The sequence below is a fragment of the Brevundimonas sp. genome (assembly GCF_036659295.1).
Taxonomy (GTDB): Bacteria; Pseudomonadota; Alphaproteobacteria; order Caulobacterales; family Caulobacteraceae; genus Brevundimonas.
This window is the reverse complement of record NZ_JAVXCU010000024.1, coordinates 16,664-33,487: the sequence shown is the minus strand read 5'-3', so window position 1 is coordinate 33,487 and position 16,824 is coordinate 16,664. Positions and strand designations below refer to the sequence as shown.

19 protein-coding genes are annotated in these 16,824 nt (G+C 60.9%); 13 read left to right on the top strand and 6 right to left on the bottom strand.

The genetic code is table 11. From position 1 onward, the window contains the following. A partial coding sequence (locus RSB01_RS06550; RefSeq protein ID WP_332625203.1) for a D-glycerate dehydrogenase occupies positions 1-760 on the top strand: 760 nt, incomplete at its 5' end. 3 nt (positions 761-763) lie between these two features. On the opposite strand, the gene moeB is transcribed toward RSB01_RS06550, so the two are convergent. Continuing rightward, complete coding sequence (moeB, locus tag RSB01_RS06545; protein ID WP_332590261.1) at positions 764-1,519, bottom strand: molybdopterin-synthase adenylyltransferase MoeB; 756 nt, start codon at positions 1,517-1,519, stop codon at positions 764-766. 70 nt (positions 1,520-1,589) lie between these two features. Here moeB and hslV point away from each other — a divergent pair, with 70 nt between their 5' ends. Then, complete coding sequence (hslV, locus tag RSB01_RS06540; protein WP_332590262.1) at positions 1,590-2,153, top strand: ATP-dependent protease subunit HslV; 564 nt, start codon at positions 1,590-1,592, stop codon at positions 2,151-2,153. A gap of 80 nt (positions 2,154-2,233) precedes the next feature. After that, positions 2,234-3,532 carry an ATP-dependent protease ATPase subunit HslU gene (gene hslU / locus RSB01_RS06535; RefSeq protein WP_332590263.1) on the top strand — a complete coding sequence of 433 codons (1,299 nt, stop codon included), beginning with the start codon at positions 2,234-2,236 and terminating at the stop codon, positions 3,530-3,532. Between the two features lie 36 nt (positions 3,533-3,568). Here hslU and RSB01_RS06530 read toward each other — a convergent pair whose 3' ends face one another. Then, entirely contained in the window at positions 3,569-4,321 is a 753-nt protein-coding gene (locus RSB01_RS06530; protein WP_332619913.1) for an alpha/beta hydrolase, read from the bottom strand. Positions 4,322-4,399: 78 nt separating this feature from the next. On the opposite strand from RSB01_RS06530, the gene RSB01_RS06525 reads away from it, so the two are divergent. The 10 genes from RSB01_RS06525 to RSB01_RS06480 all read left to right on the top strand — a co-directional run bounded on the left by RSB01_RS06525 (position 4,400) and on the right by RSB01_RS06480 (position 13,269). Further along, positions 4,400-5,386, top strand: coding sequence for a glycosyltransferase family 9 protein (locus RSB01_RS06525; protein WP_332590265.1), 987 nt, complete (start codon positions 4,400-4,402; stop codon positions 5,384-5,386). Beyond that, the gene (locus RSB01_RS06520; protein ID WP_332590266.1) at positions 5,383-6,324 is read left to right on the top strand and encodes a glycosyltransferase family 9 protein; all 942 of its coding nucleotides are present in this window, start codon (positions 5,383-5,385) and stop codon (positions 6,322-6,324) included. Before RSB01_RS06525 ends, RSB01_RS06520 begins: the two co-directional genes overlap by 4 nt. A gap of 127 nt (positions 6,325-6,451) precedes the next feature. Beyond that, positions 6,452-6,973 carry a translation initiation factor IF-3 gene (gene infC, locus RSB01_RS06515; RefSeq protein WP_332590267.1) on the top strand — a complete coding sequence of 174 codons (522 nt, stop codon included), beginning with the start codon at positions 6,452-6,454 and terminating at the stop codon, positions 6,971-6,973. A gap of 246 nt (positions 6,974-7,219) precedes the next feature. After that, entirely contained in the window at positions 7,220-7,417 is a 198-nt protein-coding gene (gene rpmI / locus RSB01_RS06510) for a 50S ribosomal protein L35 (protein WP_332590268.1), read from the top strand. A 117-nt stretch (positions 7,418-7,534) separates the two neighbouring features. Next, complete coding sequence (rplT, locus tag RSB01_RS06505; protein WP_332590269.1) at positions 7,535-7,888, top strand: 50S ribosomal protein L20; 354 nt, start codon at positions 7,535-7,537, stop codon at positions 7,886-7,888. A gap of 150 nt (positions 7,889-8,038) precedes the next feature. Next, positions 8,039-9,115, top strand: coding sequence for a phenylalanine--tRNA ligase subunit alpha (gene pheS / locus RSB01_RS06500; RefSeq protein WP_332590270.1), 1,077 nt, complete (start codon positions 8,039-8,041; stop codon positions 9,113-9,115). Positions 9,116-9,125: 10 nt separating this feature from the next. Continuing rightward, complete coding sequence (locus tag RSB01_RS06495; RefSeq protein ID WP_332590271.1) at positions 9,126-9,515, top strand: hypothetical protein; 390 nt, start codon at positions 9,126-9,128, stop codon at positions 9,513-9,515. Next, positions 9,512-11,902 carry a phenylalanine--tRNA ligase subunit beta gene (pheT, locus tag RSB01_RS06490; RefSeq protein WP_332590272.1) on the top strand — a complete coding sequence of 797 codons (2,391 nt, stop codon included), beginning with the start codon at positions 9,512-9,514 and terminating at the stop codon, positions 11,900-11,902. The genes RSB01_RS06495 and pheT overlap by 4 nt, the downstream gene beginning before the upstream one ends. A gap of 1 nt (position 11,903) precedes the next feature. After that, positions 11,904-12,455: a TIGR00645 family protein gene (locus tag RSB01_RS06485; RefSeq protein WP_332590273.1), complete on the top strand. Its 552-nt coding sequence runs from the start codon at positions 11,904-11,906 to the stop codon at positions 12,453-12,455. A 190-nt stretch (positions 12,456-12,645) separates the two neighbouring features. Continuing rightward, positions 12,646-13,269, top strand: coding sequence for a DUF1134 domain-containing protein (locus RSB01_RS06480; RefSeq protein WP_332590274.1), 624 nt, complete (start codon positions 12,646-12,648; stop codon positions 13,267-13,269). Between the two features lie 53 nt (positions 13,270-13,322). On the opposite strand, the gene RSB01_RS06475 is transcribed toward RSB01_RS06480, so the two are convergent. The 4 genes from RSB01_RS06475 to galU all read right to left on the bottom strand — a co-directional run bounded on the left by RSB01_RS06475 (position 13,323) and on the right by galU (position 16,808). Then, the gene (locus RSB01_RS06475) at positions 13,323-14,228 is read right to left on the bottom strand and encodes an SDR family NAD(P)-dependent oxidoreductase (RefSeq protein ID WP_332620083.1); all 906 of its coding nucleotides are present in this window, start codon (positions 14,226-14,228) and stop codon (positions 13,323-13,325) included. Positions 14,229-14,231: 3 nt separating this feature from the next. After that, positions 14,232-15,422 carry an NAD-dependent epimerase/dehydratase family protein gene (locus tag RSB01_RS06470; protein ID WP_332625202.1) on the bottom strand — a complete coding sequence of 397 codons (1,191 nt, stop codon included), beginning with the start codon at positions 15,420-15,422 and terminating at the stop codon, positions 14,232-14,234. Between the two features lie 64 nt (positions 15,423-15,486). Continuing rightward, positions 15,487-15,933, bottom strand: a complete 447-nt coding sequence (locus RSB01_RS06465) for a GNAT family N-acetyltransferase (protein ID WP_332592089.1) — start codon at positions 15,931-15,933, stop codon at positions 15,487-15,489. Continuing rightward, positions 15,930-16,808 (bottom strand): UTP--glucose-1-phosphate uridylyltransferase GalU, encoded by an 879-nt coding sequence (gene galU / locus RSB01_RS06460; RefSeq protein WP_332592090.1) that lies wholly within the window; start codon positions 16,806-16,808, stop codon positions 15,930-15,932. The genes RSB01_RS06465 and galU overlap by 4 nt, the downstream gene beginning before the upstream one ends. Positions 16,809-16,824 lie beyond the last annotated feature (16 nt).

Sequence of the window (16,824 nt, the reverse complement as noted above, 5' to 3'; positions counted from 1 at the left end):
CAATTTCGGGGCTGGTATCGACCATATTGATGTCGATGCGGCAGCGGCGCGAAAGATTATTGTCTCCAACACGCCGGGGGTTCTGACCGAAGATACTGCCGACATCGCCATGTCGCTGATCCTGTCGGTCAGCCGCCGTGTCGTCGAGGGGGCCAATGTGGTCACCAATGGCCAGTTCAAGGGCTGGACCCCGACATGGATGTGCGGGCGCAAACTGTATGGCAAGCGTCTGGGCATTGTCGGCATGGGCCGCATCGGTCAGGCACTGGCCCGCCGCGCCAAGGCGTTTGGCATGCAGGTCCACTATCATAACCGCAAACCTATTCCCGACATGCTGGCCGAAGAACTGGGCGCGACATGGTGGGATGATCTGGACCAGATGCTGGCGCGGATGGACGTCATCAGCCTGAACTGTCCGGCGACCAAAGACACTCATCACCTGCTGTCGGCCCAGCGCCTGACCCTGCTGCAGCCCCATGCCATTGTCATCAACACGGCCCGTGGCGAACTGATCGACGAGGAAGCTCTGGCCGAAGCCCTGAAATCAAAGGCGCTCTTCGGTGTCGGTCTGGATGTGTTCGAACAGGAACCTGTGGTGCATCCCGGTCTGATCGGCCTGCCCAATGTGGTGCTGCTGCCGCATCTCGGCTCGGCCACGATCGAGGCCCGTCAGGATATGGGCGACCGCGTGATCGCCAACATCATGACCTACCAGAACGGCCACAGACCGCCTGATCGCGTCATTCCGGCCATGCTGTAAGGCTTAATGGCCGCCGCACACCGGACATTGCGGATCGGCGGCCAGTTTGGCGACACGCGTGGTGGCGGCAAGGCCGTCATAGATCAGAAGGCGGCTTTCCAGCGGCTGGCCTGCGCCGGTGATGACCTTGAGGGCTTCCAGCGCTGTCATGGTGCCGATGACACCGGCAAGGGCACCTATAATACCGACACGGGCGCAGGTTTCGGCCTCGGGCGGGACTTCGGGCACAAGGCACTGATAGCAGGGCTGGCCGGTAAAGACCCCAACCTGACCGGTCCAGCGGCCAAGGGCACCTGACACCAGCGGCTTGTAATCGGCCACGCAGGCGGCATTGACGCAGAAGCGGGTGTCGAAATCGTCGGTGCCGTCCAGAACCACATCATATTGGCGGATCAAGTCACGGGCATTGTCCGGCGTAATGCGCTGGTTGAACATCTCGACCGACGTATGAGGGTTAAGGGCATTCAGGCGAGCCTTGGCCGCTTCGATCTTGGGCTTGCCGATATCGTCGGAGCCAAAGATCACCTGTCTTTGTAGGTTCGATAGCGACACCACATCGTCGTCGATCAGGCCCAATGTGCCGACGCCTGCCGCCGCCAGATAGAGCGCCGCCGGATTGCCGATACCGCCCATCCCGACCACCAGTACCCGCGCCTTTTTCAGAGCCTGCTGGCCCGGTCCGCCCACTTCGGACAGGATCAGGTGGCGGGCATAGCGTTCGACTTCATCGTCGGCAAAGCGGACAGGTGTCTGGTTCATTGTGTCGCTGTAGCATTTTCAAAGCCGCTTGGCGCTTGCGGTAAAGCGCGACGCTCGCCACATCCGGTTTATGACGCAGCACGCTCCCTCATTCCCCGACTGGCACGGCACCACTATTCTGGCTGTGCGCAAGAATGGCCAGACCATCATCGCCGGTGACGGTCAGGTCTCGATGGGCAACACCATTGTCAAAGGCTCGGCGCGCAAGGTGCGCAAACTGGCCGGTGGCAAGGTGATTGCCGGTTTCGCCGGTGCGACCGCCGACGCCCTGACCCTGATCGAGCGTCTGGAGGCCAAGCTGGAACAGTATCCGGACCAGTTGGCCCGCGCCTGTGTGGATCTGGCCAAGGACTGGCGCACGGACCGTTATCTTCGCAAGCTGGAAGCCATGCTTCTGGTGGCCGACAAGAACACCATCCTGACCGTGACCGGTGTGGGTGATGTGCTGGAGCCGGAACAGGGCGTAGCCGCTGTCGGTTCGGGCGGTAACTATGCGCTGTCGGCTGCGCTCGCCCTGATCGACGAAGACACGCCGCTGGATGCCGAGGCCATCGCCCGCAAGGCCATGAAGATCGCCGCCAGCATCGATGTATTTACCAACGGCAACCTCACCATCGAGAGTCTTGAAGGTTGAAGCTTGCCGCGCCTGAAAGGGCGCTCAAGGAGTGAGCCGCCGCGCGGCGAACGTTAGTGCCCTTGGAGGCAAAGAGTAAAATGACTGATCTATCGCCACGCGAAATCGTATCGGAGCTGGACCGCTATATTGTCGGTCAGCAGGACGCCAAGCGGGCTGTGGCCGTGGCCTTGCGTAACCGTTGGCGCCGCAAGCGTGTGGGCGATGACCTGCGCGACGAGGTGACGCCGAAAAACATCCTGATGATCGGCCCGACGGGCGTGGGCAAGACCGAGATTGCGCGTCGTCTGGCCAAGCTGGCCGGCTCGCCCTTCCTCAAGGTCGAGGCCACCAAATTTACCGAGGTCGGCTATGTGGGCCGCGACGTGGACCAGATCATGCGCGATCTGGTGGAGGCCGCCATCGGCATGGTGCGCGAAAAGCGCCGCGTCGAGGTTCAGGCCAAGGCCGAGGCGGCGGCCGAAGAGCGGCTGCTGGATGCGCTGGTCGGGCCGGGTTCGGGCCAGCCGACCCGCGATGCCTTCCGCAAGAAGCTGCGCGCGGGCGAACTGGACGACAAGGAAGTCGAGCTGACGCTGGCCGATAATGCCTCGCCGTTACAGGGCATGGACATGCCTGGTGGCAATGTCGGCATTCTCAACCTGACGGACATGCTGGGTAAACTGGGCGGCGGTCGCACCAAGAGCGTACGAATGACCGTGAAAGACGCGACCCAGCCGCTGATCTCCGAGGAAGGCGACAAGCTGCTGGATCAGGACAGCCTGACCCGCGAGGCGGTGTCTCTGGCCGAAAACGAAGGCATCGTCTTCCTTGATGAAATCGACAAGGTCGCGGCAGGCAAGGACCGTGGCGGGGCCGATGTTTCGCGCGAAGGTGTGCAGCGTGACCTGCTGCCGCTGATCGAGGGCACGACGGTTTCGACCAAATATGGTCCGGTTAAAACCGACCATGTGCTGTTTATCGCCTCGGGGGCTTTCCATGTGGCCAAGCCGTCGGACCTGTTGCCGGAACTGCAAGGTCGCTTGCCGATCCGTGTGGAGTTGAAGGCGCTGACCCGCGATGATTTCAAGCGCATCCTGACCGAGCCGGAAGCCAACCTGATCCGCCAAAATCAAGCTCTGCTGGCGACTGAGAACGTCACCGTCACCTTTACCGATGATGCGGTGGAAGCGATGGCCGATGCGGCGGTGACTGCCAACTCGACCATCGAGAATATCGGCGCGCGTCGTCTGCAAACTGTGCTGGAACACGTGCTGGAAGAGACCAGCTATCACGCCACCGATCTGTCGGGTCAGGCCATCGCGTTCACTGGCGAAGTGGTGCGCGAAAAGCTGAGCGAACTGACCGGAAATGTGGACCTCAGCCGCTATATTCTCTGATAGCGACTGAAGCCGGATTTAAGGGGCCGTTGCAGTTTAGGCTGCGACGGCCTTTCTCATTTGCTCCACCGCATCGACCAGTCGGGCCAGTTCGTGCGGCTTGGACAGGCGGTGGTCGCCATCCTTGATGACATCCAGACGCACATCGCCGCCCTCGTGTTTCTCCAGCAGGCGTAGCTGCATCTGCCACGGCACGCTTTCGTCCAGCTTGCCTTGCAGGATGTGGGTCGGGGCGGGGATCACGACGGGGCCGTCCAGTAACAGCCAGTTTCTGGCCTCGTCGAACATGTTCTTCGTCAGATGATAGTCACCAAGGCCCGGATCGGTGATCAGGGCTTCTCCGTCGCGCATAATGGCCTGACGGATATGGTCGGGCAGGGTGGGCCACATCAGGGCTTCGGTAAAATCCTGCGCCGGATTGACCAGAACCAGACCGGCCACAGCCTTGGGGCGCGCGACAGCCGCCAGCAGCGACACCCAGCCGCCCATCGATGATCCGACCAGAATGACAGGACGGTTGAGGTGGTCGATCAGGGCGATACAGTCCTCGCGCCAACGGCCGATGGTGGCCTGTTTCCAGTCACCCGAGGAAACGCCGTGCGCGAAATGGTCATAGCGCACATAGGCCCAGCCGTTTTCTTCGGCGGCTTCATCCAGCGCCAGCGCCTTGGTGCCTTCCATATCCGAGCGGAAACCGCCGACCCACACCACAATAGGGCCGTCGCCTTCGACCTGTTTATAGGCGAGGGTTTCGCCATCGGGGCGGGCAAGGTGCTGGATGTCGGTCATGGTGTCCTCAAGGTGTCTCGCGCAAGGCTTAGCAAACTGGTAGCTGATGAGGGACTGTGAAGTGAAGGCCAAGCCCGCGTGACCCAAACCGATTTGAACACCACCCCTGCCTCCAACGCACGTCCACGCGTGTTGTTTATCAGCCCCAACCGTATTGGTGACAGCGTGATCGCATCCGGCATTGTCCGCGAGATCGATCGCCAATGGCCCAATGCCAGTATTACGGTGGTTGTATCGGGTATGGCCGCGCCTTTTTATCGGGCTGCGCCGAACGTTGAAAAGATCATCGTAGTCAATAAAGACAAGCGCGGTGGCCACTGGCTCAAGCTGTGGAAGGCCGTGCGTGCAACACGTTGGGATGTGGCCATTGATACGCGCGGTTCGGCCACTACCTTCCTGATCCCGACGAAAAAGCGCTTCGTCTACAGCAGCAAACTGGAAACAGGCGGCCCCAAGGTCGAGGTCATTACTCGCCTTTTACAAGCGCCCAACTTGCTTGAGCCGGAAATATATCTCGATAATCGTGCGCGTATCGAGGCGGGTGTTAGTATTGACCCGCAATTGGCCAGAGGTTCCGGCCATGGTCCCATCATCGCGCTGGCTCCCATTGCCCACCAGAAGGGCAAGAGCTGGCCCGCCGATCGCTGGGCGGCGCTGGTCGAGAAGATGAAGGCGGAACCGCGCTTTGACGGCTGGCGCTTTATGCTGGTCGGTGGTCCGGGGGACCATGCACCGGCAGCACCGGCTCTGGCGGCGGCCGGTGATCGTGGCATCGATTTTGTCGGCAAGGGCGACATTCTGGCCTCGGCGGCAGCGATTTCTCGTGCCACCTTGTTTGTCGGCAATGACAGTGGCCTGATGCACGTTTCGGCCGCGGCAGGCACGCCGACTTTGGGCCTGTTCGGCCCGACCGAATGGTGGCTGTACGGGCCGCGCGGGGCCAAGACCATGACGGTGGCATCCAACAACACACGCGGCCAGTTTGCGCCTATCGAAGACCTGACAGTGGATGCCGTCTTTGCCGCGACGATCAAGCTTTACGACACCTATGCAGGGACTCCATGAGCCAGAAAAAGCCGCAGGTCCTGTTCATCAGTGCCGACCGCATCGGTGACGCCATCATGTCGATCGGCGCGATCCGCGAAATCGGTCGCCAGATCCCCGATGCCGAAATCACCGTGGCGGTCGGGCCGTCTGCTGCGGCTCTGTTCCGCGCCGCGCCGCAGGTGGTGAAGGTCATCCCCTGGAAGAAGCAAAAAATGTCCGGTCACTGGCGCACCCTGTGGCGTCAGGCGGTGGGTACGCACTGGGCCATGGTGGCCGATGTGCGTGGTTCGGCGATGTCGTTTTTCCTCAAGGCCGATCAGCGCCGCCTCTATAGCCGCAAGCTGGAGAAGGGCGAGATGAAGGTCGTCACCTTCTCCAATATGATGAAGGCCGCCAAAGTCGCCGAGCCGGAGATATTTCTGGACGATAAGGCCCGCGCCGATGCTGCAGTCATCATCGGCAGTGATCCGGCGCCCCTCTTGGCTATGGCCCCCATTTCAACAGCAACCGACAGAAGCTGGCCCGCCGACCGTTGGGCCGAACTGACGCAAAAGCTGATGAACGAGCCACGCTTTGACGGCTGGCGCTTTATGCCCGTCGGTGGTCCGGGGGATCATGATGCGGCGGCTCCGGCACTGGCTGTGGCCGGTGATCGCGGTATCGATGCCGTGGGCAAATGCGATATCCTGGGCTCTGCGGCCCTGCTTCAGCGGGCGACGCTGTTTGTCGGCAATGACAGCGGACTGATGCATGTCAGCGCGGCTGCCGGCACACCGACCCTTGGCCTGTTTGGACCCAGCGAGTGGTGGCACAAGGCACCCTATGGACCCAAGGGCCGCGTTCTTGCCGCGGCGCCTGTTCGGGGCGAGTTTGCGCCGATTACGGCCTTGAGCGTCGATCAGGTGTTTGCGGAAGTGTTGGCGCTTTACGACACCTTTGCGCGTTCTGGACGTTGATTGCAGCGCAAGCTTGAATTTTCGGGCTTTCATCGCCATATTCGCGCCGCTGGCACACCTCTGGGAGCGCAGAGGTTCCGGCAAAGCTTTTTGACCACACAAGGAAACGACGCCCATTCGCCGTCCCATGCAAGCGCCGCCCGTTAAGGACGGCCCGCCGATGAACCAAGATATCCGTGCCCCCCGTGTTCTGCTCATTGACCAGAACGGCGAGAAGCAAGGCATTATGCCCTTGTCTGCTGCGCTGGAGGCTGCGGAAGAAGCTGGTCTGGATCTGGTTCAGATCGTGAACAATCCGGACGCTCCGGTTTGTAAAATTCTGGACTACGGCAAGCATCGCTTCCAAGAGCAGAAAAAGAAGGCCGAGGCCCGCAAGCGCCAGAAGGTCGTCGAGCTCAAAGAAATCAAGCTGCGTCCGAACATCGACAGCCACGATTACGAAGTGAAGGCCAAGTCCATGCGCCGCTTCTTCGAAGAGGGCGACAAGGTCAAGGTGACCCTGCGCTTCCGTGGCCGTGAAATGGCACACCCGGAACTGGGTATGAAGCTGATGCACAAGGTGCAGGCAGACTTCGACGAAGTCGCAAAAGTCGAGTTCGCGCCCAAGATGGAAGGCCGCCAGATGATTATGATCCTCGCCCCGCGTTAAGCGACGAGATCACATCCAAGGTTTTACGAACGCCCCGATCGCCAGATCGGGGCGTTTGCTTTTGGAGTGCCGACAAGTCTTTGGTTTTGAGTCACTTGTCTTATCAAAGGGGATGGCGTAAAAGCCGCCCCTTCGTATCTACGGACCGTCGGGCGAATAGGCATGCCTGGGCGGTTCTGAAAACGGACGCTGTGTGAAATCCCCTAGGGTTTTCAAATGGCGTGCCCTCAATCAGAGAGAGTTAAAATGCCGAAGTTGAAGACAAAGTCGGGCGCCAAGAAGCGCTTCAAATTCACTGCCACTGGCAAGGTTAAGTCGGGCGTCGCTGGTAAGCGTCACCGTCTGATCAGCCACAAGTCGAAGTACATTCGCCAAAACCGCGGTACCAAGGTTATGGCCGACGCCGACGCCAAGAAGATCAAGAGCTACATGCCGTACGCCTAATCGGCGCACGCAACTCTCTTTCTACTTCTCGCATCTGAATTTGAACTCCAGCCCGTTAGCTGCCCCCCTTCTTATCGAAGGTTGAGGCGCTAAGGGCCCCCCAAAAGGGAAAACAATATGGCTCGCGTCACTCGGGGCGTTACGTCCCACGCCAAGCACAAGAAGGTCCTGAAGCAAGCCAAGGGCTTCTACGGCCGTCGCAAGAATACCATCCGCACCGCCAAGGCTGCCGTTGACCGTGCTGGTCAATACGCCTACCGCGACCGTCGCAACAAAAAGCGTAGCTTCCGCGCTCTGTGGATCCAGCGCATCAACGCTGCTGCCCGCATTGAAGGCTTCACCTACTCGCAGTTCGTGCACGGCCTGGACAAGGCTGGCATCGTACTCGACCGTAAGGTTCTGGCGGCTATCGCTGCCGACGAAGCTGGCTTCAAAGCCATCGCTGACAAGGTCCGCGCTGCTCTCGCCTAAGATTTTGGCCTGAGAGACAGTTCGATCCGAACAAAAAGCGCCCGTTCCGGTCACCGGAGCGGGCGTTTTTGCATCTAGGCTGCCCCTCTGCGTCGCAGTCTCTGCTAAAAGCGTGACGAACGGGCGTAGGCCCGATAAAGCACAGCACAAATGACCGATCTCGCCCAACTCGAAACCGAACTCATCAACGCCATTGGCGCGGCAGAGACTGTCGCTGCCCTTGAAGAGGTGCGCGTTAGCGCCCTCGGCAAGTCCGGCTCCATTTCACTCCTGCTGAAAGGCATGGGCCAGCTTAGCCCCGACGAGCGCCGCGAGCGCGGTCCGGTGCTGAATGGCCTGCGTGACCGTGTGACCACGGCGCTCAATGCCCGCAAGGCCGATCTGGAAGCCTCAGAGCTGAACGCCCGCCTGCTGGCCGAGCGTGTGGACCTGACCCTGCCGTCGCGCCCGCGCCGCAAGGGCGGGGTCCATCCCACCATGCAGGTGATGGACGAGATGATCGCCATCTTTGCCGAGATGGGCTTTGCCGTGGCCGAAGGTCCGGACATCGAGGACGACTTCCATAATTTCACCGCGCTGAACTTCCCGCCGAAGCATCCCGCGCGTGAAATGCACGACACCTTCTTCCTGAAGCCGGATGCCGAGACGGGCGAGCGCAAGGTTCTGCGCACCCACACATCGCCGGTTCAGGTGCGCACGATGATGTCGCAAAAACCGCCGATCCGTATCATCGCGCCGGGCCGTACCTTCCGTAAGGATTCGGACGCCACCCACACGCCGATGTTCCACCAGATCGAAGGTCTGGTCATCGATCGCGACGTCAATATGGGTCACCTGAAGACGACGCTGGAAACCTTTATGGCGCGCTTCTTCGAACTGGACGATGTGCAGGCCCGCTTCCGCCCGCACCACTTCCCGTTCACCGAACCGTCGGCTGAAATGGACATCCGCTGCGATCGTTCGGGTGGCAAGCTGGTACTGAATACCGGCGAGGACTGGCTGGAGATTCTGGGCTGCGGCATGGTTCATCCAAACGTGCTGATCGCCTGCGGTCTGGACCCCGATGAGTATCAGGGCTTTGCCTTCGGCATGGGCGTGGATCGTCTGGCCATGCTGAAATACGGCGTCTCGGACCTGCGTCCGATGTTCGATGCCGATACCCGCTGGCTGGCCCATTACGGCTTTAACGCTTTCCAAGCTTCCAATCCGGCCTCGGGCCTGAGCTGAGGTACAGATTATGACTGACAATACCGACATCACTATTGCCGCTATCGGTGCAGGCCCTGAATTCGAGGGCATCAACATCTGGCTTCCGGCTCTGGCTATCGAGGCTGCGCGTCGTGGCGAGAACGCCATCGAGGGCAAGACCTTCCGCAACTGCATGATCGAAGGTCCGGCTGTTTTGCTGCCGATCGGTGCCTGCAATTTTGACGGCTGCAATATGGGTGATGCGCAGGGCGATATCCGCAATCTGCTGCTGCAACCCATGGGCCCGCAAAAGGTCACCGGCACGGTCGCCTTCAAGGACTGCCAGTTCATCAACTGCCAGTTCATCCGCGTCGGCTTTACCGGCACGCCCGATTTTCTGGGCCAGATCCAGCAGGTGCTGACCGGAGGCGTGCAATGAAGTTCACGCTTTCGTGGCTGAAAGATCATCTTGAAACCTCGGCGGATGTGAACGCCGTGGCCGAAGCCATGACCATGGCGGGCCTCGAGGTCGAAGAGGTCAATGATCCGGTCGCCAAGCTGGCGGCGTTCAGTGTGGCCAAGATCGTCTCGGCCGAGCGCCACCCCAATGCCGACCGTCTTCAGGTCTGTCAGGTCGATACCGTCGACGGCATGAAGGAAATCGTCTGCGGTGCGCCCAATGCACGCCCCGGTCTGACCACCATCTATGCGCCGATCGGGGCCTATGTTCCGGGTCTGGACTTGACGCTGGTCGAAAAGCCGGTGCGCGGTATCGTGTCGAACGGCATGCTGTGCTCGGGTGGCGAACTGCAACTGCCGGACGAGAATGACGGCATTCTGGAACTGTCGGATGATCTGGCGGTCGGTACGAGCGCTGCTCAAGTGTTCGGTCTTGAGCCGGTCATCGATTTCGAAGTGACCCCGAACCGTCCCGACTGGCTGGGTGTTGCCGGTATTGCCCGCGATCTGGCTGCGGCTGGCCTTGGCACGCTAAAGACCCCTGCAATTGAAGCGGTTGCCGGCAAGGGTGCATCCAGCATTTCGGTGCGTATCGAAGCGGCTGATCTGTGCCCGACCTTTGGTGGTCGTGTGATCCGTGGCGTCAAGAACGGCCCGTCGCCCAAATGGCTGCAGGAACGTCTGACGGCTATCGGTCTGCGTCCGATCAATGCGCTGGTGGATGTCACCAATCTGATCTCCTATGACCGCGCCCGTCCGCTGCATGTCTATGACATCTCCAAGCTGGAAGGCTCCGAGATCGTCGTGCGCGCCGGTCAGGGCGAAGAAACCGTGCTGGCACTCGACGGCAAGGAATATGCGCCCAAGGCTGCCGACTGTGTGATCGCCGACAACGGTGGCGCACGCGCCATCGGTCTGGGTGGCGTCATGGGTGGCGAAAGCACCGGCTGTTCGGACGACACCGTCGATGTCTTCGTCGAAAGCGCATGGTTCACCCCGCTGGTGACCGCCCAGACGGGCCGCTCGCTGGGCATCAACTCGGATGCGCAATATCGCTTTGCCCGTGGGGTCGATACCCATTCGGTCGTTCCGGGTCTGGAACTGGCCACCAAGCTGATCCTCGAGCTGTGTGGTGGCGAGGCCTCGGAAATCGTGGTGGCGGGTCAAGCGCCTGCAGCCCCCGAAGGTTTTGCCTTTGATCCGGCCCATGTGACGCGCCTTACGGGTATGGACCTGTCGGATGACCGTATTGCCGATATCCTGACCGCGCTCGACTTCAAGGTCGAACGGGGTGCCTTGTGGACCGTGACGCCCCCGACGGCGCGCCGCGATGCCCACGGCCCGGCTGATCTGGTCGAGGAAGTGGCCCGCATCGAAGGCTTTGCCTCGCTGCCGTCGACGCCGCTTCCGGTTGTGGCACCGACGGCTGGTGGCATCCTCAGCGCCCGTCAGTCGCGTGTGCGCACGGCGCGTCGCGCTCTGGCCTCGATGGGTTATGCCGAGGCTGTCACATGGTCCTTCACCAAACAGGCCAAGGCGGTTCTGTTCGGTGGCGGTGATGACAAACTGGTGCTGGAAAATCCGATTGCCTCGGACCTCGACTGCATGCGTCCATCGGCGCTGCCGAACCTGATCGAGGCGGCTGCCCGCAATGCGGCGCGCGGTCATGCCGATGCGGCACTGTTCGAAATCGGCCCGATCTATCTGGGGGATGGTCCCAAAGACCAGCGCACCACGATCACCGGCCTGGTGGCTCCGCATGCGGACCGTCATTGGCAAGGTGCAGGCGATGATGCCCTGTTCACCCTCAAGGGCGATCTGGTCGAGTTGCTGGAACTGATCGGTGCGCCGGTTGGCTCGTTGCAACTGGTACAGGGCCAGAACCGCGAATGGTGGCACCCGGGTCGTTCGGCCCGTCTGCAACTGGGGCCCAAGAACATCATTGTCGAGTTCGGTGCCCTGCATCCGTCGGTCCTCAAGACTCTGGATGCCGATGGTCCGATGCTGGCCTTTGAAATCATCCTCGACAATGTGCCGGAACCCAAGGGCAAAGGTGGCAAGGCACGCGGTGCGGCCAACCTGCCAAACCTGATGCCGCTGTCGCGCGACTTTGCTTTCGTGCTGGACGAGGACAAGGCCGTAGGCGATCTGGTCAAGGCCGTCTCGGGGGCCGACAAGGCGCTGATCACCGAGGTTCGCGTCTTTGACGTCTATCGTGGCAAGGGCGTGCCGGAAGGCCAGAAGTCCATCGCTATCGAGGTCGAGATCCAGCCGCGCGAAGCGACCCTGACCGATGTCGAGATCGAGGCCCTGATGGCCAAGGTTGTTGCCGCCGCCACCAAGGCTGGCGCGGTGCTGCGGAGCTAGGATGGCCGAGAAAAAACCCTGGGCCGAGACAGCGTTCGAGCGCAGCCTGTTCCGCGCCCGCTGGCTGATGGCCCCCTTCTATCTGGGTCTGGTGCTGGCCCTGATCATGCTGTTGTCGGTCTTTGTGCAGGAAGTGGCCTACTACCTGCCCAAGGCCTTCGTCTTTGGCGAAGGGCGGATGACGGCAGATCAGGCCATTTTGGCCCTGCTGACGCTTGTGGATCTGTCGCTGGCGGGGAACCTGCTGCTGATCGTTCTGTATTCAGGCTACGAGAATTTTGTCTCCAAGCTGGATCTGGACGAGAACCATGTGGACCGCCCGCCGTGGATGGGCAGCGTGGATTTCTCGGGCCTGAAGATGAAGCTGATTGCCTCGATCGTGGCAATCTCGGCCATCTACTTGCTGAAGTCCTTTATGAACATCGGTAAGCCCGGCTATGTCGTCGATGAGGCGGCCATGTTGTGGGGCGTGCTGATCCACCTGACCTTTGTGGCCTCGGGTGTGTTGCTGGCGCTGATGGACTGGGTCGCGTCCAAGACCGACAAACATTAGGTCACCGACAGGTGTCCGCCAGAGGGTTGGAGGCGCAGGCTTCCGACCCCTTTTTCTTTGGGTTTCAGGCCAGTTTTCTGCAATGGCAATGATTGGTTAACCCTAAAGCCCCAAGTCTGCCGCAAAAGGCCGTGACGGTATATTTCTCGCCCGGGACGTCGGGCAACCGCCATGCCGATGGGAGTTTACCATGCACCGCCGCCAACTGATCCGTACCAGCCTGGGCCTTGCTGCCGCCAGCGCCCTTCCGGTGGGCCTGGGTGCCTGTGCCACGCGTGGCCAACCGGCCAATCCGAGCTATCCGATTGCGGCAGACCAGACCGCCCAGACCTATACGTTTGACGAACTGGTGGCCGCGGGTTCGCGCGAGATGGGCATTGCCTCCGAGGCTATCGGTGGCGCGATCGAGCGTATCTTTGCCGATCAGGGCGGTGCCCCGACGGCCTATATCGCGGGCGAGGAAGCCGCCGGTGCGGTTGTCGCCGGTCTGCGCTATGGCCGTGGTGCGTTGCACATGAAGGACCTGTCGGCTTCGCAGGAAGTCTTCTGGCAGGGCGCATCCATTGGCTGGGACTGGGGTGGCAATGCCAGCCGCGTGTTCACGCTGGTTTACGGCCTTTATCACCCCGATATGCTTTACCGCCGCTATCCGGGCGTTGAAGGATCGGCCTATGCGATTGCCGGTCTGGGCGTGAACTATCAGCGTGCGGACGGGATTGTTCTGGCACCGGTGCGCACTGGCGTTGGCCTGCGTCTGGGCGCCAATGTCGGCACGATGAGCTATAGCCGCCAGCGCAACATCCTGCCGTTCTAACCGGCGAGCGGGATAAAAGATCAAAGGCCGCAGCATCATGCTGCGGCCTTTTTCTATTTTAAGTTCGGGATCAGGCTTTCCAGCCCTTCGCGATAGCTGGGATAGCGGGGTCTCCAGCCCAGTTCGGCCTTGGCCCGTGCATTGGAAACGCGCTTGTTGTCGCGATAAAAGCGCCGCATGCCGTCGCTGACTGACGGATGATCCAGGGGCACCTCGGCGGGGAGTTCCATACCGATCCTGCGGGCGGCCCAAACAACCACGTCCTCGGCCGGAGAAGGGGTGTCGTCGCACAGATTATAGATGCCGCCCGGATGTGGTCTCGCCATCGAGGCAAACAGGCCGGAAATTACATCGTCGATATGGATGCGGTTGAATACCTGATCGGGCTTGCGAACGAGGGCGGCCTTACCGGCGCGCAGCCTCTGGAAGATGTTTTGATCTGGACCATAGAAAGCAGGCAGGCGGAAAATCTGCACCGTCAAACCCATGCCGTGTCCGGTATCCAGCCAGTCGCGCTCGGCCTTGGCGCGTCGCGCTCCTTCGAGGGTGGCGGCATTCAGGGCATCCCCCTCGAACGCCCAGCCTCCCGCGCGATCGCCATAGACGCTGGTCGAGGAGATATAGCCGATCCAGTCCGGCCATGCCTCGCCCGTGGGCAGGGCAGACAGGGCGCGAAAAGCCGGACAGCCTTTGGCGTCGGGCGGGGCGGTGACCAAAATGGCGGTTGCGGCCATACCAGCTCTGGCCAGATCATCCGGATTTTCGGGATCGACAGGTTTCCAGCCACGCGCCTCGAAAGTGGCCCTGCGATCCGGCTGGCGCGATGTGACGGCAACGTCCCATCCCTTGGCGCTGGCGGCCTGTGCCACAGCTTCGCCGAGATAGCCGCCGCCAAAGATCAGCAGGGAAGGAGAGGAAGGCGTTCTCATGGTTTCGCGCGCAACTTTCTTGGAGGCCAAGGCTCAGCTCTGGTGGTGCAGCGCCTGTGCGCGGCTGTTGTTCCATGCAGAAACGCAAGGGATTTTCGTAAGGTCACAGCGGTCGGCATAGCGGCGGGCAATGCCGGTCACTTCGTTCATTAAGCCCGATTCGAGCGTGATGGGGTTCAGTCCTAATGCCCGGAAGCCGTCATTGGTGACGACCAGTTCGTTTTCATCGGCTTCCTGACGCGGATTGGGCAGGTTGGCGATGTCCACACCGGTCATACCGGCGACCATTTGGGCCAGATCGCGCACGCGGTGGCTTTCGGTCATCTGGTTGAGGATTTTGACGCGCTCGCCCTTTTGCGGCGGGCTGTCCAGCGCCAGTTCAACACAGCGCACCGTGTCCTGAATATGGATAAAGGCCCGCGTCTGGCCGCCCGATCCGTGGACCGTCAGAGGATAGCCGACCGCCGCCTGCATCAGGAAACGGTTCAGGACTGTGCCATAGTCGCCATCATAGTCGAAGCGGTTGACCAGTCGCTCGTCCAGCTTGGTCTGTTCGGTCTGGGCTCCCCAGACAATGCCCTGATGCAGGTCGGTAATGCGAAGATGATCGTTCTTGGCATAGAACTGGAACAGCAGCGCATCCTGCGTCTTGGTCATGTGATAGATGCTGCCGGGGTTTGGCGGGAACAGGATTTCCTGCTCGGTCGGCCCGAAATCGGTATCGACCGTGACGGTCAGATAGCCCTCGGGGATTTTCAGCCCTGCGGTCGTATAGCCATAGACGCCCATGGTGCCGAGGTGCGCCAGATGGATATCGTGTCCGCTTTCAACCATGGCCGCCAGCAGGTGGCTGGTAGCGTTCAGATTATTGTCGACTGTATAGATCTTGTGTCGCGCCGATTTCATCGAATAGGGCGCGGCCCGCTGTTCGGCGAAATGGACGATGCTGTCCGGCTTCCAGTCTCTCAAAAGGCTGACCAGCCGTTCGAAATCCTTGCCGATCGTCAGGTTTTCAAACGCGATCGTGTGACCTGAAACCTCGTGCCATGCCTTGATGCGATCATGGATCGAGGTGATGGGGGTCAAGGACTGTACCCCCAACTCGTTGTCGATGTTCCGCCGGCTGAGGTTGTCGACGATCATCACGTCCCAACCGTTTGCTGACAAATGCAGGGCCGTGGGCCAGCCGCAAAAGCCGTCTCCGCCGAGGATCATTACGCGCATTGTACCGTCCTGATAAACATCGTCTCTGCCTATGACTAACCCAGACAGCACGGCGATCAAGGCGTCATGCTGTCTCGGCTGAGCCCTGCCATTGCATGACGATCAGAGGATAGGGGCGTCCGGCATCGTCGGTTTCCTGACGCTCGATCGCCGTGAAACCGATATGTTTGTAGAAACCTACCGCAGACGGATTGCCCTCATTGACCTTGAGGCGGTTCGCGCCCTTTTGCAGGGCAAAGGCAATGGCCTGACGTCCCAGACCCTGCCCGTGCAAATCAGGATCAATGAAGAGGGCGGCGATCTCGTCCTCGACCAAGCCTAAAAAACCGACAGGCTTTTGGGCGTGTTCCAGCGTCCATAGCGGCATGTCGGAGGCCAGATACTCACGCACCTCGGGCTCTATCTGGTCAATCTCGGCAGGCGAGAGGAAGGCGTGCGTCGCCTCGACGGCACGCCGCCATACCCGCAAAAGCGGAGCTTGATCGGCGGCAACAAGAGGCCGGATAATCACAGCAGGGCCTCGATGGCCGCGCGGGCCTTGGCCCCGAGGTCGGGACGTTTGAGTGCCAGCGCCACATTGGCCTTGAGCAGGCCGATCTTGTCGCCGCAGTCGTGGGTGATGCCTTCATACTCATAGGCGGTAAAGGCTTGCTGGCCCATCAGGCGGGCCATAGCGTCGGTCAACTGGATCTCGCCACCGGCACCGGCGGCCTGAGTTTCCAGCAGGTCAAAAATTTCTGGCTGCAAGATGTAGCGGCCCGAGATCGACATATTCGACGGGGCGGTGCCCTGTGCGGGTTTTTCGACCATACCCTTCATGGCATAGCGGCGGCCCTCATGGGTGGCGGGGTCGATAATGCCGTATTTGTGGGTTTCGCTGTCCGGCACCTGTTCGACGCCGATGACATTGCCGCCGACCTCGGCATAGACCTCGGCCAGTTGCTTGAGAGCGCCCGGCTGGCTGTCGACGATCACGTCGGGCAGGATGACGGCGAACGGTTCGTGGCCGATAATGTCGCGGGCGCACCAGATGGCATGGCCCAGCCCCTTGGGCTTCATCTGGCGGGTGAAACTCATTTCACCGGCGCGGGCCAGTTCGGCATTCATGATATCCAGAATGTCGGTCTTGCCCTTGGCCAGCAGCTGGGCTTCCAGTTCGATCTGGTGATCGAAATAGTCCTCGATGGCTTCCTTGGCGCGGCCCGTCACAAAGACGATGTGCTCGATACCGGCTTCGCGCGCCTCTTCGACGATGTAGGACAGGATGGGCCTGTCCACGACGTTGAGAAGTTCTTTCGGCGTTGTCTTGGTGCCGGGCAGGACGCGGGTGCCAAGGCCAGCAACAGGAAAGACGGCCTTGCGAAGGCGCACGGGGGACGTGGACATTGAGGATCCGGAAAAG